This is a genomic window from Streptomyces sp. NBC_00162 (assembly GCF_024611995.1).
Classification (GTDB): Bacteria; Actinomycetota; Actinomycetes; order Streptomycetales; family Streptomycetaceae; genus Streptomyces.
This window is the reverse complement of the sequence record NZ_CP102509.1, coordinates 1,695,175-1,721,778: the sequence shown is the minus strand read 5'-3', so window position 1 is coordinate 1,721,778 and position 26,604 is coordinate 1,695,175. Positions and strand designations below refer to the sequence as shown.

Genomic DNA, 26,604 nt, shown 5'->3' with positions numbered 1-26,604 from the left:
TGCCGCGTCAGCTTTCGGCGAGCACGATCAGCCAGTCCCCCTCGCAGAGACGGACCCGTTCCCGCTTGTCGGGGTTGATCCTCAGCCCGTAGGCGGGGCCCGTGGCGGTCTGCGCGCGCAGCCGGTAGCCGACGGCGCATTCACGGCGGCGGCGCGCGGACTCGACGAGCGTGCCGAACGAGACCTCATGACCGGCCCGGACGTAGTCCGCGGCCGGTTTGAGGTGGAACTCGCTGCCCTCCGCGTCGAAAAGCTCCTCGAAGACGTCGGCGAGGTAGCGGCTCTCCGAGATCTGGGTCATCAGGACACTGATCAGCCGGCCGCTCACGATGAAGTCGGCGCCTTCCCGGGCAGGCGCGAGGAGCCGGTTGCCGTCGTCGGACATCTCGGTGGTGAGGATGAGTTCCCGCTGCGCGGCCTCCGCGATGGCCCGCAGGTGCAGCAGCGTGACCAGCGTCCTGTTGTCCGCCAGCGACTCCTCCGTGTCCGTGGGCGGCGCGGACACGGTCGTGGCCGTGGCCACCGGATCCGCCTCACCGATGACGATCACGCTGTCGTACGACGGCACGTCCAGCTTGGCCAGGACGCGCGGATCGGTGATGTCGCCGCCGTGGAAGGCCACTTCGAGACGGCGCCGGGTCGCCGCGGTGCAGCCGCCGCCGTCACCCTCGTCGAGGGCCACGACGTCGAGCACGCTTCCGGGGCTCACGTACTGGTCGAGCTGATCCACGATGTACGGAGCCCGGCGGTTCCAGCCGAGCAGGAGCAGGCGTTCGGCCCGGGGGATCCTAGGCCGGGCCGTGACGATCGCGTCCTCGTCGACGCAGGAGGCCACGTCCGCCCGTACGGCCGTGTCGTCGTCCTGCGAGATGACGATGATCCGGTCGCTCGCGCCGATCGTCGCGCCCGGGTCCGGGTTGAGGGCGACGCCTCCGTCGGCGTGCAGCAGGCCGACCACGCAGGACGTGGCGAACGACAGCAGGGCCTCGCCGAAAGCACGCCCCGCGAGATCCCCGGCGGGAACGGTGTAGAACTCGTCGCCCGCGAAGTCCAGCAGTTCCTGGTACACGAGCGAGAGGCCGGGCTGGCGGGCGGTCTGCACGAGGAGCCGGGCGATGATGTCGTCGACGCACAAGACGTGTCCGCCCGGCCCGGCGGCCAGCCTGGCGGTGACATGGTTGCGGGTGTCACGGACGGCGGCCACCACCACCGCGTCGCCGGCCTCGGGGACGGCCGCGTTGAGGGCGAGCAGGGTCTTCACCACGTGGGCGTCGCCGGCTTCCCCGTCGGGCGGCAGCACGAGCACGGCCTTCGCGGTCCGCGGACTCACCCGGACCAGCTCCGTCGGGTCGGTGGTGCTGCCGTTGCGGCAGATGATGCGTGTCCTGCCCCGGTCGTCGATACGGGTGGAGAGCTCGTCTTCCATCTCCACCTTGTCCTTCGGGGCGAGGACGGCGATGGCCGACCGGCGCTGGTTCGCGTTGGCGGCCACCAGCTCCCCGGCCACGGGAAAGATCTGATCGGACCATCCCAGGACGACCGTGTGCCCCGCTTCCAGCACGGTGGAGTGGCCGAGGCGAAGCGACATGATGCGCCGGTTGATGCCGGTGGTGATCAGACTGACCAGCGCCGACACGAACAGCAGGCCGACCAGGGCGAGCGCCACCGATGCCAGCACGTAGAGAGGGGAGCCGACCGCGCCCCCGATCTTGAGCGTCTGCCCGACGCTGACCCACACCGCCGTGAGCCGGCCGGAGAGGGTCGTCGGGGTCGACCGGTCCGCCCACACGAGCACCGCGCTCGCCGGGACCACCACGACAAGGCAGGCCACGGCGAGCCAGCCGATCAGCGCGGCGGTTCCGCCTGCCACCAGATTGTCGAACCGGTACCGAAGGCGCAGCCGGAGGGACGTCGTGTGCTCCTGCGCCATGCACGCTTCCTTCGGATCGACATGCCTCTCGAAGGCCCCTCTGTTAACCCGCCGGCGTCCGATCGGTTACGGGTGAACCCCCACCGGCGGCAGGCGCGAGCCGGTCCCCGGGTGGACGGTGAGGTCGCCGCGCGGGTCGCGGGTGATGCGGGTGCCGAATTCCCGGCTGGAGCGGGTGAGGACCCCGTGGAGCCAGTCGGAGTCCTCCCGGGAGGCGTTCCGCAGGCGCATCCGGTGGGCTTGCAGGGGGACGAGGCGGGCGTGGTCGAGCCGCCCGGTGTCCGGCTCCAGCGAGACGAGGTACAGCAGGCGCAGATCGTCCCGGTACCGCTCGTGGCCGCCGATGCCCTCGTAGTCGTCGATCAGGTCGCCGCAGCCGTAGAGGACCAGACGCCCCCGGTACACCTCGGACGGGCGCGGATGGTGCGAGGAGTGCCCGTGGACGAGGTCCGCGCCGCCGTCGACGAGCGCGTGCGCGAAGCGGATCTGGTCGCGCGGGACGGTGTGGCCCCAGTTGGAACCCCAGTGGATCGAGACGACCGCGAGGTCGCCGGACCGTTTCGCCCGCCGGACACGGCCGGCCACGACGGCCGCGGCGGCGTCCGAGGCCTCGTAGAGGAAGTCGATCCCGCTGCGTTCCGCCGTGGCGGCCCAGCTGTGGGGGATACCGCTGGAGGCCATCCCCAGAGAGAAGACCAGCAGGCGCCGGCCCCCGGGAGGGGAAGGATCGCGGGCCGCCGCGCCTCGGCGAGGTCCCGTCCGGCCCCCGCCGTCCGCAGCCCCGCGGCGGCGAGCGAGCCGAGGGTCTCGGCCAGCCCGCGGCGGCCGTAGTCCAGGACGTGGTTGTTGGCGAGGACGCAGACGTCGGGCCGGGCGGCGGCCAGAGCGGGCAGGTTGGCGGGGTGCATCCGGTAGTGGACCCCCTTGTCGGGCCAGGCGTCGTCACTCCGGGTGACCGAGGTCTCCAGATTGAGGATCCGGGCATCGGGCGCGGCCGCGTCGAGGAGGTCCAGTGCCTCTCCCCACGGCCAGGAGAAGGCCGCCCGCCGGGGAACCGCGCCGTTCGCGGCCTCCGCCAGCTCGACGTACGTGCGGGCATCGGTGACGTACGCCTCCGCCAGGCCCGGATCGCCGGGGTGCGGAAGGATCTGGTCGACGCCGCGCCCGAGCATCACGTCACCGGCGAGGAACAGCGTCACGAGCTCGCCGCCCATGTCTCCAGGCTAGCCACACGCGGGCGTCCGGCGTGCCCGCCCGGGGCACGCGGGGGCACCCTGGAGACATGGCCCGAGCCAACGACGAGGTCGAGGCGCTCCTCCAGGAGTACGCCGACCTCGTCGCGATCCGAGGCGGGGAGGCCTTCAAGGCGCGCGCCTACGAGAAGGCCGCCCGCGCCGTCGGGGGCTACCCGCAGGACGTCTCGACCCTCGATGCCAAGGGCCTGCGCGAGATCCCCAACGTCGGCAGATCGGTCGCCGACAAGATCCTCGAGTACCTGCGCACCGGCCGCATGCCCTTTGTCGACGAGGCCAGGGCGTCCGTACCGGCCGGGGTGCGCGAGCTGATCAGGATTCCGGGCCTCGGCCCCCGCAAGGCCATGCTGCTGTACGAGGAACTGGGCATCACCTCGGTCGACCAGCTGGTCGACGCCATCCGGCAGGAGCGGCTGCGCGACCTGAAGGGCTTCGGCGAGCGCACCGAGGACAACATCCTGCACGGCATCTCGGTGCTGCAGAAGGCCGGCGAGGGCCGGATCCTCGTCAGCGCGGCCATGGAGGTCGCCGAGCAGCTCGTCGCCGAACTGTCGGACATCCGCGGCTGCGTCCGGTGCGCGTACGCGGGATCCCTGCGCCGGATGAAGGAGACCATCGGCGATGTCGACATCCTGGTGGCCGCCCGCCGGTCGGCCCCCTTCATGGACGCCCTCACCGCCCACCCGCACACGGCCGAGGTCATCGCCCACGGGGAGAAGAAGACCTCCGTACGGACCACCACCGGCCTCCAGGTGGACCTACGGGTCCTGCCGCCCGCCTCCTGGGGCGCGGGGCTGCAGTACTTCACCGGCTCCAAGGCCCACAACATCCGCACCCGGGAGCTCGCGGTGCGCCAGGGCCTCAAGCTCTCCGAGTACGGGCTCTTCGACACCGAGAGCGGCGAGAGCGTCACCTCCGAGACGGAGGAGGCCGTATACGCCGCGCTCGGGCTGCCCTGGATACCGCCGACGCTGCGCGAGGACCGCGGCGAGATCGCGGCCGGGCTGCGCGGCGAACTTCCCGACCTCCTGGCGGACAAGGACATCCGCGGCGATCTGCACACCCACACCGACCTCACCGACGGGCTGGCCCCGCTGGAGGACATGATCGCCGCCGCTGCCGCCCGCGGCTACGCGTACTACGCGGTCACCGACCACGCCCCGAACCTGTCCATGCAGCGCATGACCAGCGAGAAGATCCTTGCCCAGCGCGAGCAGGTCCGCGCACTGGACGGCGCGCACCACCGGATGCGGCTGCTGCACGGCACGGAACTCAACATCGGCCCGGACGGCGCCCTGGACTGGCCCGACGAGTTCCTCGCGGAGTTCGACATCTGCGTGGCCTCCGTCCACTCCCACTTCAACCAGAGCAGGCAGGAACTCACCCGCCGCCTCGTCCGCGCCTGCGAGAACCCGAACGTCGCCGTCATCGGCCACCCCACGACCCGCCGGATCGGCAAGCGCCCGGGCATCGACGCCGACTTCGACGCCGTCTTCGAGGCCTGCGCGCGGACGGGCACCGTGCTGGAGATCAACGCCCATCCCGAGCGGCTCGACCTGTGTGACGAGGACATCCTGCGCGCGAAGCGGTACGGCGTGAAGTTCGCCGTGAACTCCGACGCGCACGCCACCACGCACCTTCCGTACATGCGCTACGGGGTGGCGACGGCGCAGCGCGGCTGGCTGACCAAGGACGACGTCGTCAACACGTGGCCGCTGACGAGGCTGCGAAGGTTTCTGGCCGGGAAGGGGGCCTGACGCAGGACTGCCGGACGCTCGTGCGGGGCCCGGTCGCCGGGTGGGCCCCCGGGCGGGATACTGAAGGTCACGCCGTGTGGAGGCGACATGCGCGAACCGGAGCATCGCGGCCCGAGCCCGACCTCGGCGTCGGTCATGGACACGGCAGCCGTCGTACTGGACGACGAGGGCGTGGTCATCGCCTGTTCCGGGACGGCTGCGACGCTGCTGCAGTGCTCGCCAGGGGAGTTGTGCGCTCCCTTGCTGGCGGTGCTTCCGAGCAAGGGAGCGGAAGCCGGCTCGGGCGGGCGCCTTGTGGGAGCGCTCGGCGGGGACCGGTCGGGCAGGGCGGGCGGCCTGGCGTTCACGGTGGTCCGGCTCGGGACACGGACACGGACGCGGGCTGCGGGCGATTCCGCGTCGGGTGCTGCGTGGCTGGTACTGGTCACGTCGGCCGAAACCGCGGCGCAGGCTGCCGAGCGCGACTCGGAGCGACGCCGTACGGAGCTGTCCCAGGCGGCCGCCGCGACGATCGGCGCCTCCCTGGACGTGACGGAGATGGCCGAGGCCATCGTCGATCTGCTCGTCCCCGACTTCGCGGACCTGGCGACCGTGGATCTCGCGGAGCCGGTGCTGGTGGGCGACGAGCCGGCACACCTCAAGGCCAGCGGCGACGTCCGGCTGCGCCGGACCGCTGCCGCGCAGAGCCCGGAGATCTCCGCGGAGGCCCTCCTGGCGGTGGGAGAGGCACTTCCTCCCGTATCGGACAGTGCCTTGATGAGTCCCCTCATGGAGGGACGGCCGGTGCTGGTGTCCGACATCGCCGGTCTCCGCGCGAGGCTCGGCGTGGATCCCGAGAGCCTGCCGCTGCTCGTCCCCAGCGGGGCGCACTCCTCCGTGGCGGTGCCGCTGTACGCACGAGGTCTCATCCTCGGCTGCGTGACGGTCTGGCGCAGCCAGCTGCCCGCCGCGTTCGGCGAGCAGGACGCCGCCCTCCTCCAGGACGTCGTGTCCAGGGCCGCACTCGGCGTGGACAACGCTCGCCGCTTCACCAAGGAACACCGGTCGGCGGAGGCTCTGCAACGAAGCCTGTTGCCGCGCTCGGCCCTGGAGTTCACGGCCGCCGAGACGGTGGGCGTCTACCAGCCGGCGGGCGGCGGTGCGGGAGTCGGCGGGGACTGGTTCGACGTGATCCCCCTGCCGTCGCTGCGCGTGGCGTTCGTCGTCGGCGATGTCGTCGGCCACGGCCTCGATGCCACCGCGGCCATGGCGCGGCTGCGGACCGCGGTGCAGACCCTGGCAGACGTCGACCTGGATCCGGGTGAGCTCCTCACACACCTGGACGACCTGGTGCTCGGTCTCTCCAGCGAACAGACGACCGGCGAATCCCGCTCCGAGACGGCCGTGCTCGGAGCGACGTGCCTGTACGCCGTCTACGACCCGGTGACGAGAGAGTGCTCCGCCGCCACCGCGGGACATCCGCCGCCGGCCCTGCTGTCACCCGGTGAGGAGCCGGCCTTCGTCGGCATGGTGCCAGGACCGCTGCTGGGAGTCGGCGGAATGCCGTTCGAGGTAACGGAGTTCGGCGTACAGCCGGGCAGCATGCTGGCGTTCTTCACGGACGGGCTCGTCGAGAGCCGCGGCGGCGACATCGAGCAGGGGATGGAGAGACTGCGGAGATCGCTCGCCGGCGCGGACTCGAGCCGGCCCCTGGGCGAGATCTGCCAGAGCGTCTTCGACAGCGTTCTGTCCCAAGAGCCCGCCGACGACGTCGCCTTGCTGCTCGCCCGTACCCACGCCCTCTCGTCCGATCAGGTCGCGGAGTGGGAACTCGAAGCCGACCTGTCCCTCGTGGCGCATGCCCGCGAGCTGGTGACGGGCCAGCTGTCCGATTGGCAGTTGGAGGACCTCGGCTTCGTGACGGAACTCGTCGCCAGTGAACTCGTCACGAACGCCATCCGGTACGCCGGCGGCCCGGTCGGGCTCCGGCTCATCCGGGACGAGAAGCTCATCTGCGAGGTGTCCGACCCGAGTAGCACCCAGCCACGCCTGCGCCGCGCCCGGGAGACGGACGAAGGCGGGCGCGGCCTCTTCCTCGTCGCCCAGCTCGCCGACCGCTGGGGCAGCCGGTTCACCCGTACCGGGAAGACCATCTGGACGGAGCAGGCTATCGATGATGTGAAACGGCCGTAGTGACGGTGTCGAAGCGCATGGTGGTGCGGGACTGCTGGTCGTAGCGGTCCCAGCGGGGCATGGCCGGGTGGTTGGGGTCGCCGCTTCGTATGAACGAGATCCATGCCCGGTGCATGGTGCCGGCGAGGCCGTCCCTGCTTCCGGTGTCCATGCCCGCCAGGAACGGCGCGTGCGACCACGCGGCGAAATTGTCGAAGACGAACGGCAGGTCCAGGCAGTGCGGGGCACCCAGGCGGCCCTCGTGCGCGGGGGTGGGGAAGCCGAACTCGTACGCCCAGACCGGGCGGCCCCGCGCCGCCCGCGCCTCCGCGAACGCCAGGGTGGGCTTCCTGAACAGCTCGTCGGTGGTCAGGTCGATGAGGACGTCGATCGGCCGGGCGCCCGGGCGGGCGGCCTCGTACGCCGCGTACGCTTCGGCCGCGCCGTCGCCGAAGCCGTCCCGTGCCCGGCGGAGCACCTGTTCCCTGGTCGCCGACGCGTACGTCTCGCCCAGCGCGAAGGTGAACGCGGACTCCTCGCTGGTCCAGCCGATCAGGACGTCGATGTCCGCGCCCGGACCGTCGAGCAGGTTCAGGGCCGGCTGCCGTGGTGCGGTCGAGCCGTCGAGCACCGGCATGAACGGCGCGGTCCAGTGGCCCCATTGCGTGGTGGCCGCGAGGAGTCCGGCGGTGGCCTCGACCAGTCGCGGCCACGGCACCGTGCGCAGCTCGTCCACGTCCTTCACGCCGATGATCTCCAGATAGGCGGCGGTGCGGGCAAGGGACTCGTCAGGCGTGGCGAGGGGCATGGCGAGCGGGACGCTCTGGAGGATGGCTCGGCGGAACAGCCGGCCGTCACCTCCGTGGCCCGCGAGTGCCGCGGTGGAAAGGGCGCCGGCGGACTGGCCGGCGACGGTGACGTTGCCGGGATCTCCGCCGAAGGCGGCGATGTTGTCCTGGACCCAACGCAGCGCGGCGAGCTGGTCGGTGAGCCAGACGTTGCCGCACTCGGCGCCGTCGTCCGAGGCGAAGGAGAGGAGGCCGAGCGGTCCGAGCCGGTAGTTGAGGTTCACCACCACCAGGTCGCCGCCCCGAGCGAAGGTCTCGCCGGAGTAGTTCGGCATCGCCCCGGACCCGGAGATGAAGGCGCCGCCGTGGATCCAGACCAGGACGGGACGGCGGGCGTCGTCGGTGCCGGGCGTCCACACGTTGAGCGTCAGACAGTCCTCGTCGAAGGGCGGGAAGCCGTGGCCGCCGAGTATCGGGTCGCCCTCGCGGACGGCTTGCGGCGAACCGGGGCCGTACGCCGTCGCGTCGAGAGTGCCGTTCCACCCCTGATGCGGCTGCGCGGGGCGCCACCGGAGGGGCCCGACGGGCGGCGCCGCGTACGGCACGCCCTTGAACACGACCAGGTCGTCTTCGACTACGCCGCGGACCGGGCCCGATCGCGTGTTCACGACGGGCGCGGTGCGGCCTTGAGCGGAACCCATCCAGTGCGTCCTTCCAGACCGGGATCGAGGATCTTGGACCACTCCAATTTATTGCGTATTTATGGCGTCCGTCAATATTATTCGATCCATCAATACAGTGGAGGCTCGAATGACGACGTGGCGCATCGGTACGACGGTGATGCACAAGGTGCTGGAGGCGGAGGTCACCGTGCCCCTCACGGCGGCCCTCCGGACGGACGACACCGCGCTCCTGAAGCGGTACCCCTGGCCGGCGCCCGAGTTCAGCAGGGCGGACGGCACCTTCGTGATCTCGGTGCACGGGCTGCTCGTGGACACCGGCACGCGCAGGATCCTCGTGGACACGTGCGTCGGCAACGCCCGGCCTTCGGTGCCGTTCCTGAGCATGCTGGACTCGGCGTGGCTCCAGGACCTCGCCGCCCTCGGCTACCCTCCGGAATCGATCGACACCGTGGTGTGCACCCACCTTCACTTCGACCACGTCGGGTGGAACACCCGCCTGGTGGACGGGAAGTGGGTGCCGACCTTCCCCGCGCACGCCACCTGGTCACACGCGTGGAATGGGAGCACTGGGCCGACGAGGCGGACGCGGGCCTCCGCGACACGATGCGGCCGCTGCTCGACCGAGGTCTCGTGGACTTCGTCGAAACCGATCACCGGGTGTGCGACGGCGTGCACCTGGAAGCCGCTCCCGGGCACACCCCGGGACAGGTCGCGGTCGTGGTCGAATCCGGGGCGGAACGCGCGGTGATCACCGGTGACCTCGTGCACCACCCGGTCCAGTTCATCGAACCCGATGTCCCCAGCCTCGCCGACACCGACGCGGCGCTGGCCGCCGCCACCCGGCGGGCATTCGTCGAGCGGTACGCCGACACGGGCACGCTGATCGTCGGCACGCACTTCCCCGCTCCCACGGCAGGCGTCCTCCAGCGCGGCGGGGACGGGAGCGTACGGTTCGTCGCGGACGGCCGGCGGGGCTGAGCCGTGGACTTCCGGCAGCTGGAGTACTTCCTCGCCATCGTGGACCACGGCGGCTTCAACCGCGCGGCCGCGGCACTCTACGTATCCCAGCCGTCCCTGTCGCAGGCCATCCACGTGCTGGAGCGCGACGTGGGCAGCGGCCTCTTCCACCGGCTCGGCAGGAAGGCGGTCCTCACCGAGGCGGGCGCCGCACTGGTCCAGCCGGCCCGCGAAGCCCTGCACGCCCTGGAACTGGCCAGGGCCGGCGTGGGCGCAGTCCGTGAACTGCGCGGCGGGCGCCTGGAGATCGCCGCGATGGCCTCACCCACGGTCGAACCCCTCAGCACCATGGTCCAGCGCTTCGCCGAGCGCCACCCGGCGGTGACCCTCAGCCTGCGCGTCGCCCTGACCCCCGCGGACGTGGTCGAGAGGGTGCGCACGGGAGGGTGTGAACTCGGGCTGCTGACCACCTCGTCACCGCTGCCGCGTGCCGACATCGTCCCGCACCACGTGGGAGATCACCGGCTCGTTCTGGTCACCCCGAAGGGCGGCCCCTTCCCGGCCGGCCGGGCGGTGCAACGCGAACAGCTCGAAGGGCACCGGCTGATCGTCGGGCAGCGGGGGACCGGAATCCGCGCATACGTCGACGACCTGAAAGCACAGGGCATCGACGTCCGCATCGCCGTGGAGACGGAACACCGCATGGCGTTCCTGCCCCTGGTGCTGGGCGGCGCAGGGCTGGCCGTGGTGACGGAATCCTGGGCCGGCCTGTCGGAGCGGGCCGGAGCGCTGGTCCTGGACCTGGAGCCGCCCGCCGTGCAGCACAACATCATGGTCAGCCGCAACGCGCAGCTGACACCGGCTTCCCGCGCCTTCCTGGACATCGCCGTTCGCCGTCCAGCCGGCTCATAGGACCCGCCTATGGGGCACATCGGAGATACGTGTTGGACCCGGACGATGCCTGATTGCTGGAATGCGAGGCATGACGAACCACAGCATCGCCCTGATACCCGGTGACGGCATCGGCACCGAAGTCCTCCCGGCCGCACGCGAGATACTCGAAACCGTCGGGCAGCGCCACGGCATCGCCTTCACCTACGAGCAGTTCGACTGGTCCTGCGAGCGGTACCTGCGGCTCGGATCGATGATGCCCGAGGACGGCCTGGAACAGCTCCGCCGTCATGACGCGATCCTGCTCGGCGCGGTCGGCTACCCGGGTGTGCCGGACCACGTGTCCCTGTGGGGGCTGCTCATCCCGATCCGCCGGGCCTTCGCCCAGTACGTCAACCTCCGCCCGATCCGCGTGTTCGACGGCCTGCCCAGCCCCGTACGCGCGGCCACGCCCGGCGAGGTGGACTTCGTGGTCGTCCGGGAGAACACCGAAGGCGAGTACAGCGAGATCGGCGGTCGGATGAACCGTGGGTTTCCCGATGAAATGGCCGTGCAGCAAGCCGTGTTCACGCGGGCAGGAGTGACCCGGGTCCTCGACTTCGCCTTCGGCCTCGCCGAACGGCGCGGCGGCCGCCTCACGTCGGCGACGAAGTCGAACGGCATCGTGCACACGATGCCGTTCTGGGACGAACTGGTGGAAGAGCGCTCCGCCGAGTACCCCACGGTCGACTGGCACCAGGAGCACATCGACGCGCTGGCCGCGAAGTTCGTGCTCGACCCCGCCCGCTTCGACGTCGTCGTCGCGTCCAACCTCTTCGGGGACATCCTCAGCGACCTGGCGGCGGCCGTGGCCGGCGGCATCGGCATCGCTCCGTCCGCCAACCTCAACCCGCGGGGTGAGTACCCCTCCATGTTCGAGCCGGTCCACGGATCTGCACCCGACATCGCCGGGCAGGGCATCGCCAATCCGATCGGCGCGATCTGGTCCGCCGCCATGATGCTCGACCACCTCGGTCACCCCGGGGCCGCGGCGGACATCACCGACGCCATCGCCCGCGTCCTGGCCACCACCTCGGTGCGGACGCGTGACCTCGGAGGGTCCGCCTCCACCGCCGACTTCACCGCCGCGGTCCTCCGGCACCTCTGACGGGAGCCGCCGGTTCCGCGGTCGAGGGAAGGATCCGGCGGGCGAACGACCCTCGGCGTTCGCCCGCCGGAGACGAGGCCCGGGCCGCCGCAGTGCGGGAGGCGGCCCGGGAGGGGATCAGCGCACGGTGCGGATCGGCAGGATGGCGAGTGCGCCGAGCAGTGAGAGCACGCCGCCGGCCAGGAAGAGCGGGGTGTATCCGCCGAAGGCGGTCACGACGGCCGAGGCGATGAACGGGGCGATGATCTGCGGCCCGGCATTGGCCATGTTGAGGACGCCCAGGTCGCGGGCGGCGTTCTCCGCCCGGGGGAGGACCAGGGTGACGAGCGCCGTGTCGACGGCCATGAAGCAGCCGAAGGCCAGACCGTTGAGAGCGTTGAAGACGATCATGCCGGTCCAGGTCGGGCTGATCACGGGGACCACCATGACGAGCCCGGCCAGTGCGGCCGAGACCCCGACGAACACCTTGCGCCGGTTCCAGCGGTCGGACAGCACACCGCCGACCACCGTGGACACGGCCATCGCGACCATCGTCACCGGAGTGAGGACGGCCATCGCGGCGGCCGGGGAGAGACCGGCCGGCAACTCGATGTGGTCGTCCAGGATGTACAGCTGGTATCCGATCACCGAGAAGTAGCCGAGCACCATGAGGGCGCGGCCGATGAAGGCCCACCGGAAGTCGTGGCTGGCCAGCGCCGAGAGGAATGCCGCGATCTGCTGGCGCACGGGCACGGCCGCCGCCGGTTCGGACCGGGGGACATCTCGGCAGAACACGCTCAGCAGCAGCGCCGAACCGGCGGCCAGGGCGCCGAAGACCAGGTATCCCGTACGCACGTGCCCCACGGTCTGCGAGGCGATCAGCACGCCGACGGTGCCGCCGATCGGCAGTGCCAGCCCGACCACCGCGGAGGCGGTGCCGCGCTTCGCTGCCGGGACCCGGTCGGGTACGACGGCGGTGACGGCCGCCTGATAGACGTTCATCGTGGCCTGGATCAGGCACCAGGCAATGCCGACGAGCAGTGCGGTCCGGACGGAGCCGAGGAAGGCCAGCCCGGCCAGGGAAGCCAGGGCGCCGCCCAGGATCCACGGGTTGCGACGGCCGGACCGGTCGGACAGGGCGCCGGCGATCGGGTTGAAGGCCGTCGCGAAGACCGCGCTGATCCCGCCGATCACCCCCAGGACGGCGACCTTGTTCTCCGGGTCGATCGCGGCGATCTGCGTGGGCAGCAGCACCGAGCCGACACCCATGTAGACGGCCAGCATGGACGAGTTGGCCAGCAACAGCAGCAACATGAGTCCGCGCTGCCCGGGAGCTTTGAGCTCCTCGTGGGTGCGCGTCTCGGACAGTTCGTCGGCGGTCATGACGACTCCTGGGGAAAGGGAGCAAAAGGGGGAGGGGGCCGCGGGATCGCGTGGCGCGCGGCGGGGACGGGCCCTTGGACCAGGACGCGTCTAGTTACACGTGTTAGCGGGTGTGTGAGCACTGTGTAGCACGTGATCCGGGCCCCCGGCTAGGGCTGGAATCGCGGTTCGCCTCGCCGCGATCGTCCAGTTCGGCCACGATGTCCAAAAGTTATGTTGCATTCGTGGCGACAGTCAGCTAGGCGCGATACTCTCCGCTGGCGCGACGCTACCGCCCGTCGCCGTCCCGGTCCGACCGCCGCCCATCGGCGAAGCCGTCGGCGCCGCCCTCCCCGCATCCCTCCGGCTTGCATCGCAGAGCGAGACGCGTCGCGCTCGATCCTCGCCGTCGGACCGGTGCACCCGTGTCCCGTCCCTTCCTGTGTTCAAACGCCGGGAGGGTGACCACGATTGAGGCAAACATGATCGATCCGACGTCTGCAGGACGTCCGCCCCTGATGCCGTCCTTCCCCTCGCGGCATCACGTCCCCGCCCCTGCGCCACGCGGCGCGCTGCTGTCCGGAGCGGCGCTTTCGCTGATGGCCCTGTCCATCGGTCTGCTGCTCGGAGGTGAGCGGCCGCCGTTCTTCCAGTCGCTCGACGACAGCTGGGCGCGGTGGACGGGCGGTGGGGGAAGCGGGTCGGCCGCCGACTTCGCCTACCTCCTCGACAGGCTGGGCGGCCCCTTGGGGGTGGTCTTCCCGCTGGCGCTGACCGGCGGCCTGTGTGTCTACGGGCGCTGGAGGTCGGGGCTGTTCGTCTTCGCGGCCTCGGTCGTGGCGAACATGCTGGTGGTCCTTCCGCTGAAGTCAATGGTCGACCGGCCCAGGCCGCCGCATCCGCTGGTGCTGGTCAACGACGGCTCGTACCCGTCCGGGCAGGTGTTCACGGCTGTGACGATGGTGATGGTGATCGGCGTCGTGCTCTTTTCGCCCCGCACGCGGCGCTGGTGGTGGCTGTTCGGCGCGCTGTACGTCGCGGCCATGATGTGGAGCCGGACCTGGCTGCACGCGCAGTGGCTCAGCGACACCGCCGCCGGAGCCCTCGCGGGAGGCGGGGTGTGTCTGCTGCTCCACTGGGCCTTCGCTCCGCTGCTGGAGCGGGAGGCGGCGCTCGCAGCGGAGGACCGCCTGTGGCTCTAAGGTCCTGCTGCCCGGCTGTTACACGTGTAATCTAACTGCGGGGGACGCCACGCCGGGGGTGGCGGCGGCCCGGCCCCGGGTGCGCGGCGGGAGCGCCCGGGGTGGGGTGGCAGCCGCCTCGGCCCGGCAGCTGCCACCCGCACCCGGCAACTGCCCCCCGCGGCCCGGCAGCCGCCAACCCTGAGGGGGCCTCACCAGCCGTTGATGGAGTTCCACCAGCTCCACTGCGGCGGCTTCGAGCCGCTGTCGGCCGCCCGCTCGTCCTTCCGCTTCGCCGGTACTCCCATCACCGTGGAGGTCGCGGGCGCGGCGTTCGGGCGGCCCGGCCGGACCGGGGCGAACACCACCGGCAGTTCGTCCGGGGCGCCGGACCACAGGGACGGCTGCCGGGGCGGAGCGGTGGCGTGAACGCCGGGGCGGAGCTGCCCAAGGCGACGCAGCAGGACGTCCACGGCCGTCTCGGCGATCGACCGGGCCACGTCCTTGGCGGGGCATCCGTGGGAGCCGGTTCCCCAGGCCAAGTGGGCGCGGCTGCCGAGGTTTTGCGCGCCGTGGACGCGCAGGTCGGTGTTGGCTGCCGCCAGGCAGGGAATGAGCAGGTCGCCGGCGCGCACCCGGCATCCCGCGAAGGTGAGATCGTTCCGCGCCCAGCGGCCCGCGATGTTGGGGACCGGTGAGCCGTCCCACAGCGCGCGGTCGGTGAGGTCCCGGACGGTCAGCTGACCGGTGGCCACCGCCGAGTCCAGACGCGCGTCGCCCAGCAGCAGGCGCATCGTGCCGCTGATCCACCCGATGGTGCTCTCCCCTCCCGAGAGGAGGACCGCCGCCAGGCCGTGGGCCACCTCGGCCTCGGTCAGGGGGCGGAATGAGCCAGCAGCCATGACGTGAGGTCCGGGCCGGGCACTTCACGCTTCGCGGCGACCAGACGGTGCAACATCCCTGTCAGCTCGGCCTCGGCGCGGGCCGCGTCGTGGGCGCCCCCGGCGATCGAGCCGAGCAGCGCGCCGAGCCTGCGCTCCTCGGACCGGGGTAGTCCGACCAGCATCCTGAAGGCGGACCACACCAGGGGACGCGCGTACTGGCTGACGAGATCGGCGGTACGGTCCGTGGCCCATCCGTCCACCAGCGCCTCGGCCTGCTGCCTGGCCACGCTGCGCAGCCGACGCAGGTCGATGCCGTTCAAGGTCTCGGTCACGGCCCGGCGCTGCCGGCGGTGTGCCTGGTCGTCGAGGCGGTTCAGGGCCGGACGCCAGCCCAGTACCGCCAGCAGCGGGGAGTCCTCGGGCAGGAACCCCTCGGTGATCGAGTTCCAGCGGCGTGCGTCGCTGGAGAAGGCCCGCTCGTTCCACACGAGCTCGAGCACCTCCTGGTAGCCCATCACCAGCCAGGCCCCGACACCCGGACCGAGCTCCACGGGGGCGATCGGCCCCCAGCGCCTGCGCAGGCCCTCGTAGAAACGGCCCGGATCCTGGTCGGGCAGGCCGCCGTGCAGGGGGACCAGGCCGCCGTGAAACGGAACTGGGCATTCGTGCGGTGACTGACTGTTCTGGTCCATCGAATTCCCTCCGTGCATGTCTGATGCCGGTCGGTAACGCGTGTAACCTTGTGGGGTGAAGCGGTCGGCGGGCCGGAAAAGCGAGCGAAGAAGGACGTCATGGCGAAAGAAACGCCCGGTGCTGTCTCGGTCACGAGCACCGACGTGGCCCGCCTGGCGGGGGTCTCGCGTGCCACCGTGTCCTTCGTCCTGAACGACACCCAGGGCCACCGGGTCAGCCCAGGCACCCGGGCCCGCGTGCTGGCCGCGGCCGGGAACCTCGGATACGTGCCGCACGCCGCCGCCCGCTCCCTGCGTGCCGGGCGGAGCAACCTGGTACTGCTCCCCGCGTCGGTCTCCGCGATCGGCAGCCTGGTCAGCACCTGGGTGGACGATCTGCAGAGCGAACTCGACCGCCACGGCTACACGACGGTGCTCCACACGGGCCGCTTCCCCGACGAGGCGACCGCCGCGCGGTCGTGGGCGGAACTGCGGCCCGCGGCGGTGCTGGCCATGAACGGTGACCGGATCACCGGCGAGGCGGGCGACATCCTGCGCCGCGCCGGGGTGCGCGGACTGCTCGCCGTCGCCGCCCGTCCGGTGGAAGGAATCCACACCGTCGTGTTCGACCACGGGCGTGTCGGTGAGGTCGCCGTAGAGCATCTGATCGCCCGTGGGCGGAGCAGGATCGGTGTGGTCATGCCGCGAGAGCGCGGCCTGGACGCCTTCGGCGGGCCGCGGCTGGCCGGCGCCGAGCGGGTCGCCGCCCGGCACATGGCGACCGTCGAGCCGGTGGAACTCGCCTATACGCGCGAGTCCGCCGCGGCCCTGGCCGCGCGCTGGACGGACCTGGGCCTGGACGGCGTGTTCGCTTTCAACGACGAATACGCCGCTCTCCTCATGCACGCACTGCGCAGCGAGGGCATCGCGGTACCGGACGAGGTCGCCGTCGTCGGCTGTGACGACCTCGTGCCGTCCGCTCTGCAGCAGCCGCCGCTGACCACGGTCCGCCTGCACCTGCCGTCGGCGGCGGTCATCGCCGACACCCTCCATGCGCTGATCGAGGAGGGTGAGGCGGCGCCGGTGCCGGGCGTGGAGGCCGAGTTGGTCCACCGGCTCAGCTCCTGAGGCGGCCCCGGGAGACGGCGCTCTCGCGGGCCAGTTTCCCTCTGAACAGCCACCAGAACAGCAGGGCGGCGCCGGCGCCGACCGCGGCGCCGGCCACCGTGTCGGTGAGCCAGTGGGCGTGCAGCCAGGTCCGGCTCCACATCATGGCGGCGGTGAACAGCGTGCCCGAGATCCACCACGCACGCCGTCGCGCCGCCGGTACGAGCAGGGCGCCCACGATCACCACGAGGAGCGCCGCCCCGGCGGCGTGACCCGAAGGGAACGAGCCGTGGTCCACCCGGACCAGGGGGTTCGCCGGACGGGGCCGGTCCACCACGTGCTTGAGGACCTGCACGAAGGCCATGCTCCCCACCAGGTAGGTGGTGAGCAGGTAAGCCACGGACCACCAGCGCTTCCGCACGATCAGGAAGATCAGCAGACCGACGGGAACGACCACTCCCAGCGGCCCCCCGAACCAGTTCAGGACGGCCGCCACGGCTCCGTAGACGCCGCCGTGCGGGCCTGCCATCCAGGTCAGCCAGCGCTCGTCCAGCCCCTGGAAGGGCGGGCGTTCGGGGTGTGACCGGACGAGGACGCCCAGCAGCACGGTCACGAGCAGCAGGAAGATTCCCAGGGGGAGTACACCGGCTCGTGGCGGAGCGGGTGTGGACCGGCGGTGTCTGGGAGTGGCCGGGGCCGCAGGGGGAGCAACCCGAATACCGGACATGGCAGCCTCTCGTGGCCGCGGCACGGCCGGCGGCCCGTATCTGTGTGTCGTGGGTGGACTCGCGACCCGAACGCGGCAAGGCGTGGGGCGCCGAGGGAGATGCGGCAGCCGCCCTTCGCGGGCAGCACGGTGACATCGCCGCCGACGTTTACCGGTCCTTCGTAACGTTTGTCCGAAATGCTTGAAACGCTTCGGCGAGATGCCTAGCATGTTACACGTGTAACTCCATCGCACCAGTGGTGCGGCGCCGCGTATCGGCGAGCGGCTGCGCAACACGCTGTTAACAAAATCAAATATCGCGCATCATTGACGGTCGCCAGTTTAGCGAGATACTTGCTCCACTCTCCCTGCTGCCCCGAGATTGAGGTGCCGCCCCATGGAGCTCTCCCCGTCTGCTCATGTCGATACGTTCTGTCGCGATCGGCTCCCGCCCTTCTCGCTCTGGCCCGAACTGCACTTCGATCTACCGGAGTTGAACTATCCGGACCGGCTCAACTGCGCACGGCGGCTGCTCGACGACGCCGTCGGGCGCTGGGGGGCCGACCGGCCCTGTCTGCTGACTCCCACGGACCGGTGGACGTACGGTGACCTGCTGCAACGTGCCAATCAGGTGGCCCAGGTACTCACCGAGGACTTCGGCCTCGTCCCCGGCAACCGCGTTCTGCTGCGCGGCCCCAACAACCCCTGGCTGGTGGCGACGTGGTTCGGGGTGCTGAAGGCCGGCGGCGTCGCCGTCACCACCATGCCGTTGCTGCGCGCCGGCGAGCTCGCGGAGCTGAACGAGATCAGCCGGCCGGCCGTCGCCGTGTGCGACCACCGCTACCTCGACGAACTCACCGCCACCGCGACCACCACCGCCGCTCCCGGCCCGGCCGTGCTGGCCTACGGCGGTCCCGGTGAGGAGGACCTGGTCGCGCGCTGCGCCGCGAAGGACGGGCGGTTCGCCGCTGTCGACACCGCCGCGGACGACGTCGCCCTGATCGCCTTCACCTCGGGAACGACCGGACGGCCGAAGGCGACCCTGCACTTCCACCGGGACGTACTGGCCAACGCCGACACCTTCTCCCGCCATGTGCTGCGGCCCCGCCAGGACGACGTCTTCACCGGAACTCCGCCCCTGGCCTTCACGTTCGGGCTCGGCGGACTGGTGGTCTTCCCGCTGTACGCGGGCGCGGCCACCCTGCTGATCGAGCAGGCCGCCCCGCAGCAGCTGGCCGACCTCGTGGAGGAGCACGGGGTCACCGTGCTCTTCACGGCGCCCACCGCCTACCGGGCGATCATGGCGGCCGGCGCCGTGGGGCAGCTGGCGGGCCTGCGCCGCTGCGTGTCCGCCGGAGAAGCGCTGCCGGCGGCTGTGTGGGAGGAGTTCCACGCCGCCACCGGACTGGGCATCATCGACGGCATCGGCGCCACCGAGATGCTCCACGTGTTCATCTCCGCTTCGGACGGCGAGATACGCCCCGGCTCGACGGGCAGGCCGGTCCCGGGATACCGGGCCCGGGTGGTCGACGAAGCGGGCGAGCCCGTCCCGGACGGGCAGCCCGGCCTCCTCGCGGTCACCGGCCCCACGGGCTGCCGGTACATGGAGGACCCGCGGCAGACCGTGTACGTCAGGAACGGCTGGAACATCACCGGCGACACCTACATCCGGGATGCCGACGGCTACTTCTGGTACGTGGCCCGCAGTGACGACATGATCGTCTCCTCCGGGTACAACATCGCCGGTCCCGAGGTGGAGAAGGCGCTCGCCACCCACCCCTACGTCGAGGAATGCGGCGTGGTCGGGGCCCCCGACGCCAAGCGCGGAATGCTCGTCAAGGCGTACGTGATCCTGCGCCCCGGTGTCGCGCCCGACGAGGTGACGGCCAAGGAGCTCCAGGACCACGTGAAGCGGAGCGTCGCGCCCTACAAGTACCCGCGCGCCGTCGAGTTCGTCACCGATCTCCCGCGCACCAGCAACGGAAAGCTCCAGCGCGCCGAGCTGCGCAAGCGGGCCCACCTCACCACCAGTTAGCAGCCCACGAAAGGCACGACCATGGACACCTTCAACGAGCGGCAGGCGGTCTACGCGGCGACGGACAGCTGCGCCGCCGGATGCCCCGAGGCCCTCGCGCAGAACCTGCCCAGCGTCGTCGTCGAGCGGCGCGTCGAATGGCCCGACACGGACGCGGCCGGCCACTACCACCACTCCACCGTGGTGCGCTGGGTCGAGGCGGCCGAGGCCGTCCTGCTGCGCCGGCTGGGCCTGGCCCATCTCTTCGGCAGTACGCCCCGCGTCCACTTCGAGGCCGACTACCGGGCCCGGCTGTGGTTCGGCGAGGCCGTCCGTACCGAACTGAAGGTGGTCAAGGTCGGCACCAGCTCCCTGCACTACGCCTTCACCGTCCACGGCGAGGGGAGGAGCCGGCCGCGAGCGGGCGCATGGTCATCGCCCACTCGGCTTCGCGCGCCACCGGATCCACGGCCTGGCCCGATGACGTACGCGAGGTCCTCACCAAGGCCGGTCCGCAGTCCCCCGAGCTCTTCGCGTGATCCGACGCACCGCACCACACAGGATGTGCTGCATTCTTGACGCTCGCCAAATTTGCAACATATTCTGTTGTCCGGAACCACTAGGAGGAACACCGTGCGTGTAGCAGTCATCGGAGGAGGGCCCGGCGGGTTGTACTTCGCGGCCCTGGCCCAGCAGCTCTCACCGGAGTGGGAGATCACGGTCTGGGAGCGCAACGCCCGCGACGACGCGTTCGGCTTCGGCGTCGTCTTCTCCGACGAGACGCTGGACGGCATCGCGCAGGCCGACCCCGCGGTGTTCGCGGCCATGTCCGCTGAGTTCGCCCGGTGGAGCGACATCGACGTCCGCTACGGCGGCGAGGTCCACGTCTCCGGCGGCCACGGCTTCGCCGCCCTGGACCGCAACCGGCTGCGGGAAATCCTGCAGAGGCGCTGCGCGGAGCTCGGGGTGCGGGTGCACTACGGCACCGAGGCCCCGCCCGTCGAGGAACTCTCCGCCGGCTACGACCTCGTGGTCGCCGCGGACGGAATCCGCTCCACCGCCCGCGAGACGTATGCCGCGAGCTTCCGCCCGGACCTGGACGAGCGCCACTGCCGCTACATGTGGCTGTCCACCGACCGCGTCTTCGAGGCGTTCACCTTCATCGTCGAGAAGCGGGACTTCGGCAGCATCCAGGTCCACGCCTACCCGTACGACGACAAGCGCAGCACCTTCATCGTGGAGATCGCGGAGGACGACTGGCGGCGGGCGGGCTTCGAGGCCCTCGCCGACCGGGAGTTCGCCCGCGGCGAGAGCGACGAGGCGAGCGTGCGGCTGTGCGAGGAGATCCTGGCCGGCCACCTCGACGGCCACCGCCTGATCCCCAACGCCTCGAAGTGGATACGCTTCACGACCGTCCGCAACGCCTCCTGGCGCCACGGCAACGTAGTCCTGCTCGGCGACGCCGCCCACACCGCCCACTTCTCCATCGGCTCCGGCACCAAGCTCGCCATGGAGGACTCCCTGGCCCTGGCCGCCTGCCTGCACGAACAGCCCGACGTGGCCTCGGCGCTCGCCGCCTACGAGACCGAACGCCGGCCGGTCGTCGAATCCACCCAGCGCGCCGCCCAGGCCAGCCTCGAATGGTTCGAGAACGTCGGCCGCTACACGGCCCAGGAGCCCCCGCAGTTCGCCTTCAACCTCCTCACCCGCAGCCGCCGCGTCACCTACGACAACCTGCGCGTACGCGACGAGGAGTTCACCACCGCGGTCGACTCCTGGCACTCCGACGGGAGCCCGCTCACGGTCACCCGGCCCGGCGCCGCCGTCACCGTCCCGCCGATGTTCCGCCCGTTCCAGCTGGGCGGGCTGCACCTGCGCAACCGCGTCCTCGTACCACCCACCGCGCTCTACACCGCGCGCGAGGGGGTACCGGGCGACTTCGAACTCGTCCACCTGAGCACCCAGGCCCTGGGCGGATCCGGCCTCGTCATCGCCGGAATGACCGCGGTCAGCGCGGACGGCCGGGCCACCCCCGGCTGCCCCGGCCTCTACACGGACGAGCAGGAGTCCGCCTGGCGGCGCATCGCCGGCTTCGTGCACGGCCAGTCGGACACCTGCCTGGGCATCCAGCTCACCCACGCCGGCCGCCGCGCCGCGACCAGCGTGCCCCGCTCGGACGGCAGATCCGTCCCGCTCGGAGCCGACGGGTGGCCGCTCGTCGCCGCCTCCCCGCTGGCCTGGACCGAGGGCGCCGTGGTCCCGCGGGAGGCGACCCGGCAGGACATGGACGAGATCGCACGCGATTTCGTCGCCGCGGCCGAACGCGCCCACCGCGCCGGATTCGACGCACTGGAACTCCAGTACGGCCACGGCCACTTGATGTCCGGGTTCCTCTCGCCGCTGACCAACGAGCGGACGGACGAGTACGGCGGGAGCCTCGCCGGCCGGCTGCGCTTCCCCTGGAAGTGCTGCGCGCGGTGCGCGCGGTCTGGCCCGAGGGCAAGGCCCTCGTGGTCCGCGTGTCCGCCGCGGACTGGGCCGACGGCGGCACCAGCGAGGCCGACGCCGTGGAGATCGCCCGCGCCCTGGGCGAGGCCGGCGCCGACGCGATCGACGTCTCCACCGGTGAGGTCGTCGCCCACGAGCGGCCCCGCTACGGCCGCAGCTACCAGACCCCGTACGCCGACCTGATCCGCAACGCCACCGGGGTCCCCACCATCGCCGTCGGCGCGATCTCCACCTACGACGACGTGAACTCGATCATCCTGGCCGGCCGGGCCGACCTGTGCGCCGTCGGCCGCGCCCAGCTCCACGACCCCCTGTGGACCCTGCACGCCGCGGCCGCCCAGGGTTACCACGGCCCGGCCGCGCCGTGGCCCGCTTCCTGGAAGGCGGGCAGCGGCCGCCCGCCGGGTGCGCGCACCGACCGCGTTCCGCCCCGCCTCCAGCTGCTCCGCGAGGCTTCCGCCCCCGTGCACCAGCGCTGGGTTCCGCACGTCCCCGCTGCCGCTGCCGCGGCCGCCCGCTGACCTGGAGACCTGGAGAACCGATGGACAATCTGCCACGCTTCACCGCCGCGGCCGTACAGGCCGCCCCCGTGTACCTGGACGCGGCGGCGACCGTAGACAAGGCGATCGAGCTCATCGCGCAGGCGGCGGCGGGCGGCGCCGAACTGGTCGTCTTCCCCGAGGTATTCGTCCCCGGATACCCGTACTGGAACTGGACCATGAACCCCGTCCAGGGCTCGCCCTGGTTCGAGCGCCTCTACCGCTCGGCCATCGACGTCCCCGGCCCGTACGTGGACCAACTGCGCGCCGCCGCCCGCCAGTACGGTGTCGTCCTCGTCATCGGCGTCAACGAGCGCGGCCCGCACAGCCTCGGCGTCCTCTACAACACCCTGCTCACCATCGGCCCGGACGGCGCACTCCTCGGAGTCCACCGCAAACTGGTGCCCACCTGGGCCGAGAAGCTCACCTGGACCGGCGGGGACGGCAGTTCGCTCAAGGTGCACCAGACGCCCGTCGGCCCGCTGGGGGCCCTGGCCTGCGGCGAGAACACCAACACCCTCGCCCGTTTCACGCTCCTCGCCCAGGGTGAACTGGTCCACGCCTCCTGCTACATCGCCCTGCCGGTGGCACCGGCCGACTACGACATGGCCGAGGCCATCGCCGTCCGCACCGCCGCCCACAGCTTCGAGGGCAAGGTCTTCTCCGTCGTCGCCTGCTCGACCATCTCCCCGGAGATCGTCGACGCCATCGCCGGGGACGACGAGGAGCTGCGCAAACAGTTCACCCGCCCGCGCAGCGCCCTGTCCGGGATCTTCGGCCCCGACGGCCGCCCGGTCACCGAACCGCTCGTCGACGACGAAGGCATCGTCTACGCCGAGATCGACCTGGCCCGGTGCATCCAGCCCAAGCAGATGCACGACATCGTCGGCCACTACAACCGCTTCGACGTCTTCCAGCTCCACGTCGACAACCGCCCCCGCACCCCGGTGACCTTCGCGACGGACCCGGCGCACACCCCGGCACCCCTCTCCACCGACATCACAGGCATCACCGGCATCACGAAGGAGGACGCATGACCACCGAGTACGACGACAGCCGACTGGGCCGAGCACGGGTATCCGACTCCCCTGAACTCGCCGCGTTCTACGGCGAACTCGCCCAGCTCGAAGCCGGCGCGCTGTGGACCGTCGCCAACGAAATCGAGCCCTGGTACCCGCAGCCCAAGTCCGTACCCGTGCTGTGGCGCTACAGCGAGCTGCGGCCCCTGGTCCGCAAGGCCCTCGACCTCGTCAAGGCCGACGACGCCGGCCGCCGCGTGGTCATGCTCGTCAACCCCGGCCGCAAGGACGTCAGCGCCGCCGTCGGGCTCCTCTACACCGGCCTGCAGATCATGGGACCCGGGGAGGCCATGACCGCCCACCGCCACCAGGCCGCGGCCCTGCGCTTCGTCCACGAGGGCACGGGCGCCTGGACCATCGTCGACGGCCAGAAGCTGAAGGTGGGCCCCGGTGACTTCGCCATCACCCCCAACGGCACCTGGCACGAACACGGCAACGAAGCCGACGACGCGCCCGTCATCTGGCAGGACGGACTCGACATCCCGCTGGTCAACGCACTCGACGCCGGGTTCTACGAGGTCCACCCCGAGCTGTACCAGACCCCCGGAAAGGTCATCAACTCCTCGGTGCTGACCTACGGCGCGAACCTCCTGCCCTACGGCGTGGAGAAGTGGACCAGGCCCTACTCGCCACTGCTCGCGTTCCCCTGGGAGCCCACCTACGAGGCGCTGCTGGGCCTGGCCAAGGCCACCGAGGGATCCCCGTACGACGGCGTGATCGCGGAGTACACCAACCCGGTCACCGGCGGCTCGGTCATGCCCACCATGGGCGCCCACATGCAGCTCCTGCGGCCCGGCCAGGCCACCCTGGCCCACCGCCACACCGGGTCGGTCATCTACACCGCCGCCAAGGGACGCGGGGTCTCGGTGATCGCCGGACAGCGTTTCGAGTGGCAGCAGGGTGACATGTTCTGCGTGCCCTCCTGGGCCTGGCACGAGCACCACAACCTCGACCAATCCGAGGACGCCTGCCTGTTCTCCTTCAACGACTTCCCCGTCATGCGCTCGCTCGGCTTCCACCGAGAAGAGGCGTACACCGACAACGGCGGGCACCAGCCCACCGCCTGAACTGCTCCGCCGTACCCGACGCCGCCGGCCCTGACACCGGCGCCGGGTACGGCGGAGCACCGGGCCGGCCACGGCTTCCTGCCCCGTACCGCCCCGGTCCGGGGCGGCGGTGGAGCACCTGAGTTCCGCCGCCGCCCCACCCCTCCGCAACACCCCTCTTCCTCTTCCCCTTCACCTGCAAGGAGCACCCATGCGGCTGGTCACCTACACCCTCAACGATTCGCCCCTCCGCCTCGGGGCACAGGCCGACGACCTCGTCGTCGACCTCGCCACCCTGGCCGGCCTGGCCGGCGTACAACTGCCGCTGGACCTCCTGTCGTTCATCCAGGCCGGTGCGGCCGCCCAGGACGCCGCGCGCGGCCTGCTGGCCGGCGGGCCCGCGGCGTGGCCGTCCGATGCCGTGCACCGGCTCGACGAGGTGTCGCTGCGGGCCCCGCTGCGCCCCGGCAAGATCATCGGCGTCGGACTGAACTACGTCGAGCACGTCGAGGAGTCCAGCCGCAGCCTGGACACCGACAAGGAGCGCCCCTCGCGCCCCGTGCTCTTCAGCAAGCCCGCCACGGCCGTCACCGGCCCCGGTCAGCCGATCCTGCACAACGCGGACCTGACCACGCAGCTGGACTGGGAGTGCGAACTGGCCGTCGTCATCGGCCGCACCGCCTTCAAGGTGAGCGAGGAGGAGGCCTACGACCACATCTTCGGCTTCAGCATCGTCAACGACATCAGCGCCCGCGACCAGCGCCGCTCCGGCCAGTGGTTCTTCTCCAAGGGCCAGGACTCCTACGCCCCCTTCGGCCCCGCCGTCGTCACGGCCGACGAGATCCCCGACCCGATGGACCTCGACCTCTCGCTGCGCGTCAACGGCGTCACCAAGCAGAAGTCGAACACCCGCCACATGCTCTTCCCCATCGCCCGTCTCATCGCCGACATCTCCTCCGGCGTCACCCTCGAACCCGGAGACGTCATCGCCACCGGATCGCCCGCGGGAGTGGGAGCCGGCATGGTCCCGCCCGAGTTCCTGCACCCCGGCGACACCGTCGAGGCCACCGTCGAAGGCATCGGCACCCTCACCAACCCCGTCGTCGACGCCCGCTGAGGAGCGATCATGACCCATCCCGCCCGCCCCGCCGCCCGTACCTACCGCATCGGCCAGATCGTGCCGAGCTCCAACGTCACGATGGAGACCGAGGTCCCGGCGATCCTGCGCGCCCGGGAGTCCATCGCGCCGGAGCGCTTCACCTTCCACTCCAGCCGGATGCGCATGACCCATGTGACCCCGGAGCAGCTGAAGGCCATGGACGCCGACTCCGACCGGTGTGCCGTCGAGCTCTCGGACGCGCACGTGGACGTCCTCGGCTACGCCTGCCTCGTCGCCATCATGAGCATGGGACTCGGCTACCACCGCACCTCCGAGGAGCGCCTGCACCTTCGTACCGTGGAGAACGGCGCCCCCGCCCCCGTCGTCACCAGCGCCGGAGCCCTCGTCCACGGCCTGCAGACCCTCGGGGCGAAGAAGATCGCCCTCATCGCCCCGTACATGCGCCCGCTGACGAAGACCGTCGTCGACTACCTCACCCACGAGGGCATCGAGGTGCTCGACTACCAGGCCCTGGAGATCCCCAACAACCTCGACGTAGCCGCACACGATCCGGCGCGCCTGCCCGGGCTCGCCAAGGCCCTGGACCACAGCGACGCCGACGCCTTCGTGCTCTCCGCCTGTGTCCAGATGCCCTCGCTGGGCGCCATCGAGGAAGCCGAACAGCTCCTCGGCAAGCCCGTGGTCTCGGCGGCCGTGTGCACGGCCCACCAGATGCTGCGCGCCCTGGACCTTCCGGCGGTGGCCCCCGGAGCGGGCCATCTCCTGTCCGGCGCCTACGCGGAATGAAGGCGGCGCGCCGCCCCGTCGTCGCACGCCCGGACTGCCGTCAACCGGACCTGGACGGTGCCCCG

Annotated in this window: 19 protein-coding genes and 3 pseudogenes; 15 read left to right on the top strand and 7 right to left on the bottom strand. The window is 71.2% G+C overall.

The window, feature by feature from the left end:
• Positions 1-7: 7 nt before the first annotated feature.
• On the bottom strand, positions 8-1,930 hold the full coding sequence (locus tag JIW86_RS08680; RefSeq protein WP_257553247.1) for a CASTOR/POLLUX-related putative ion channel: 1,923 nt from the start codon (positions 1,928-1,930) through the stop codon (positions 8-10).
• Between the two features lie 66 nt (positions 1,931-1,996).
• Positions 1,997-3,144: pseudogene (locus JIW86_RS08675) on the bottom strand (CapA family protein).
• A 68-nt stretch (positions 3,145-3,212) separates the two neighbouring features.
• Between JIW86_RS08675 and polX the strand changes: the two are divergent.
• Positions 3,213-4,940, top strand: coding sequence for a DNA polymerase/3'-5' exonuclease PolX (gene polX / locus JIW86_RS08670; RefSeq protein WP_257553246.1), 1,728 nt, complete (start codon positions 3,213-3,215; stop codon positions 4,938-4,940).
• 87 nt (positions 4,941-5,027) lie between these two features.
• On the top strand, positions 5,028-7,112 hold the full coding sequence (locus JIW86_RS08665) for an ATP-binding SpoIIE family protein phosphatase (RefSeq protein ID WP_257553245.1): 2,085 nt from the start codon (positions 5,028-5,030) through the stop codon (positions 7,110-7,112).
• Here JIW86_RS08665 and JIW86_RS08660 read toward each other — a convergent pair.
• Positions 7,087-8,580, bottom strand: coding sequence for a carboxylesterase/lipase family protein (locus JIW86_RS08660; protein ID WP_257553244.1), 1,494 nt, complete (start codon positions 8,578-8,580; stop codon positions 7,087-7,089). The two genes, JIW86_RS08665 and JIW86_RS08660, sit on opposite strands and share 26 nt — an antisense overlap.
• A 61-nt stretch (positions 8,581-8,641) precedes the next feature.
• On the opposite strand from JIW86_RS08660, the pseudogene JIW86_RS42140 reads away from it, so the two are divergent.
• From JIW86_RS42140 to JIW86_RS08645, 4 genes and pseudogenes are all read left to right on the top strand, one after another.
• Positions 8,642-9,079 (top strand): annotated as a pseudogene (locus JIW86_RS42140) (MBL fold metallo-hydrolase); the annotation flags it as partial.
• Positions 9,080-9,165: 86 nt separating this feature from the next.
• Complete coding sequence (locus tag JIW86_RS08655) at positions 9,166-9,540, top strand: MBL fold metallo-hydrolase (protein WP_416237540.1); 375 nt, start codon at positions 9,166-9,168, stop codon at positions 9,538-9,540.
• A 3-nt stretch (positions 9,541-9,543) separates the two neighbouring features.
• The gene (locus JIW86_RS08650; RefSeq protein WP_257553242.1) at positions 9,544-10,431 is read left to right on the top strand and encodes a LysR family transcriptional regulator; all 888 of its coding nucleotides are present in this window, start codon (positions 9,544-9,546) and stop codon (positions 10,429-10,431) included.
• A gap of 70 nt (positions 10,432-10,501) precedes the next feature.
• A complete protein-coding gene (locus tag JIW86_RS08645; RefSeq protein WP_257553241.1) occupies positions 10,502-11,557 on the top strand; it encodes a tartrate dehydrogenase in 1,056 nt (351 codons plus the stop codon).
• A 117-nt stretch (positions 11,558-11,674) separates the two neighbouring features.
• On the opposite strand, the gene JIW86_RS08640 is transcribed toward JIW86_RS08645, so the two are convergent.
• On the bottom strand, positions 11,675-12,919 hold the full coding sequence (locus tag JIW86_RS08640; RefSeq protein WP_215141730.1) for an MFS transporter: 1,245 nt from the start codon (positions 12,917-12,919) through the stop codon (positions 11,675-11,677).
• A gap of 497 nt (positions 12,920-13,416) precedes the next feature.
• Between JIW86_RS08640 and JIW86_RS08635 the strand changes: the two genes are divergently transcribed.
• Positions 13,417-14,100, top strand: coding sequence for a phosphatase PAP2 family protein (locus JIW86_RS08635; protein WP_257553240.1), 684 nt, complete (start codon positions 13,417-13,419; stop codon positions 14,098-14,100).
• Positions 14,101-14,291: 191 nt separating this feature from the next.
• On the opposite strand, the gene JIW86_RS08630 is transcribed toward JIW86_RS08635, so the two are convergent.
• Positions 14,292-14,981 (bottom strand): cytochrome P450, encoded by a 690-nt coding sequence (locus JIW86_RS08630; protein WP_257553239.1) that lies wholly within the window; start codon positions 14,979-14,981, stop codon positions 14,292-14,294.
• Entirely contained in the window at positions 14,954-15,655 is a 702-nt protein-coding gene (locus JIW86_RS08625) for a cytochrome P450 (protein WP_257553238.1), read from the bottom strand. The genes JIW86_RS08630 and JIW86_RS08625 overlap by 28 nt, the downstream gene beginning before the upstream one ends.
• Positions 15,656-15,754: 99 nt before the next feature.
• On the opposite strand from JIW86_RS08625, the gene JIW86_RS08620 reads away from it, so the two are divergent.
• Positions 15,755-16,762, top strand: coding sequence for a LacI family DNA-binding transcriptional regulator (locus JIW86_RS08620; protein WP_257553237.1), 1,008 nt, complete (start codon positions 15,755-15,757; stop codon positions 16,760-16,762).
• On the opposite strand, the gene JIW86_RS08615 is transcribed toward JIW86_RS08620, so the two are convergent.
• Positions 16,752-17,354: a phosphatase PAP2 family protein gene (locus JIW86_RS08615; RefSeq protein ID WP_257553236.1), complete on the bottom strand. Its 603-nt coding sequence runs from the start codon at positions 17,352-17,354 to the stop codon at positions 16,752-16,754. The genes JIW86_RS08620 and JIW86_RS08615 overlap by 11 nt on opposite strands.
• Before the next feature lie 490 nt (positions 17,355-17,844).
• On the opposite strand from JIW86_RS08615, the gene JIW86_RS08610 reads away from it, so the two are divergent.
• The 7 genes and pseudogenes from JIW86_RS08610 (at position 17,845) to JIW86_RS08580 (ending at position 26,539) form a co-directional block, all read left to right on the top strand.
• Entirely contained in the window at positions 17,845-19,482 is a 1,638-nt protein-coding gene (locus JIW86_RS08610; RefSeq protein WP_257553235.1) for an AMP-binding protein, read from the top strand.
• A 21-nt stretch (positions 19,483-19,503) separates the two neighbouring features.
• Positions 19,504-20,040 carry an acyl-CoA thioesterase gene (locus tag JIW86_RS08605; protein ID WP_257553234.1) on the top strand — a complete coding sequence of 179 codons (537 nt, stop codon included), beginning with the start codon at positions 19,504-19,506 and terminating at the stop codon, positions 20,038-20,040.
• 54 nt (positions 20,041-20,094) lie between these two features.
• A pseudogene (locus JIW86_RS08600) lies at positions 20,095-22,490 on the top strand (bifunctional salicylyl-CoA 5-hydroxylase/oxidoreductase).
• A 20-nt stretch (positions 22,491-22,510) separates the two neighbouring features.
• Positions 22,511-23,545, top strand: a complete 1,035-nt coding sequence (locus tag JIW86_RS08595) for a carbon-nitrogen hydrolase family protein (RefSeq protein ID WP_257553233.1) — start codon at positions 22,511-22,513, stop codon at positions 23,543-23,545.
• Entirely contained in the window at positions 23,542-24,654 is a 1,113-nt protein-coding gene (locus JIW86_RS08590; RefSeq protein ID WP_215141707.1) for a cupin domain-containing protein, read from the top strand. The genes JIW86_RS08595 and JIW86_RS08590 overlap by 4 nt, the downstream gene beginning before the upstream one ends.
• A gap of 190 nt (positions 24,655-24,844) precedes the next feature.
• Positions 24,845-25,750: a fumarylacetoacetate hydrolase family protein gene (locus JIW86_RS08585; protein ID WP_257553232.1), complete on the top strand. Its 906-nt coding sequence runs from the start codon at positions 24,845-24,847 to the stop codon at positions 25,748-25,750.
• 9 nt (positions 25,751-25,759) lie between these two features.
• Entirely contained in the window at positions 25,760-26,539 is a 780-nt protein-coding gene (locus tag JIW86_RS08580; protein WP_322975499.1) for an Asp/Glu racemase, read from the top strand.
• Positions 26,540-26,604: the final 65 nt, after the last annotated feature.

Excerpts from the sequence above, each read along its gene's own strand:
- JIW86_RS08680 (WP_257553247.1), bottom strand. The coding sequence starts at position 1,930 with ATGGCGCAGGAGCACACGACGTCCCTCCGGCTGCGCCTTCGGTACCGG.
- polX (WP_257553246.1), top strand. The coding sequence starts at position 3,213 with ATGGCCCGAGCCAACGACGAGGTCGAGGCGCTCCTCCAGGAGTACGCC.
- JIW86_RS08665 (WP_257553245.1), top strand. The coding sequence starts at position 5,028 with ATGCGCGAACCGGAGCATCGCGGCCCGAGCCCGACCTCGGCGTCGGTC.
- JIW86_RS08660 (WP_257553244.1), bottom strand. The coding sequence starts at position 8,580 with ATGGGTTCCGCTCAAGGCCGCACCGCGCCCGTCGTGAACACGCGATCG.
- JIW86_RS08655 (WP_416237540.1), top strand. The coding sequence starts at position 9,166 with ATGCGGCCGCTGCTCGACCGAGGTCTCGTGGACTTCGTCGAAACCGAT.
- JIW86_RS08645 (WP_257553241.1), top strand. The coding sequence starts at position 10,502 with ATGACGAACCACAGCATCGCCCTGATACCCGGTGACGGCATCGGCACC.
- JIW86_RS08640 (WP_215141730.1), bottom strand. The coding sequence starts at position 12,919 with ATGACCGCCGACGAACTGTCCGAGACGCGCACCCACGAGGAGCTCAAA.
- JIW86_RS08635 (WP_257553240.1), top strand. The coding sequence starts at position 13,417 with ATGCCGTCCTTCCCCTCGCGGCATCACGTCCCCGCCCCTGCGCCACGC.
- JIW86_RS08630 (WP_257553239.1), bottom strand. The coding sequence starts at position 14,981 with ATGGCTGCTGGCTCATTCCGCCCCCTGACCGAGGCCGAGGTGGCCCAC.
- JIW86_RS08625 (WP_257553238.1), bottom strand. The coding sequence starts at position 15,655 with ATGGACCAGAACAGTCAGTCACCGCACGAATGCCCAGTTCCGTTTCAC.
- JIW86_RS08620 (WP_257553237.1), top strand. The coding sequence starts at position 15,755 with ATGGCGAAAGAAACGCCCGGTGCTGTCTCGGTCACGAGCACCGACGTG.
- JIW86_RS08610 (WP_257553235.1), top strand. The coding sequence starts at position 17,845 with ATGGAGCTCTCCCCGTCTGCTCATGTCGATACGTTCTGTCGCGATCGG.
- JIW86_RS08605 (WP_257553234.1), top strand. The coding sequence starts at position 19,504 with ATGGACACCTTCAACGAGCGGCAGGCGGTCTACGCGGCGACGGACAGC.
- JIW86_RS08595 (WP_257553233.1), top strand. The coding sequence starts at position 22,511 with ATGGACAATCTGCCACGCTTCACCGCCGCGGCCGTACAGGCCGCCCCC.
- JIW86_RS08590 (WP_215141707.1), top strand. The coding sequence starts at position 23,542 with ATGACCACCGAGTACGACGACAGCCGACTGGGCCGAGCACGGGTATCC.
- JIW86_RS08585 (WP_257553232.1), top strand. The coding sequence starts at position 24,845 with ATGCGGCTGGTCACCTACACCCTCAACGATTCGCCCCTCCGCCTCGGG.
- JIW86_RS08580 (WP_322975499.1), top strand. The coding sequence starts at position 25,760 with ATGACCCATCCCGCCCGCCCCGCCGCCCGTACCTACCGCATCGGCCAG.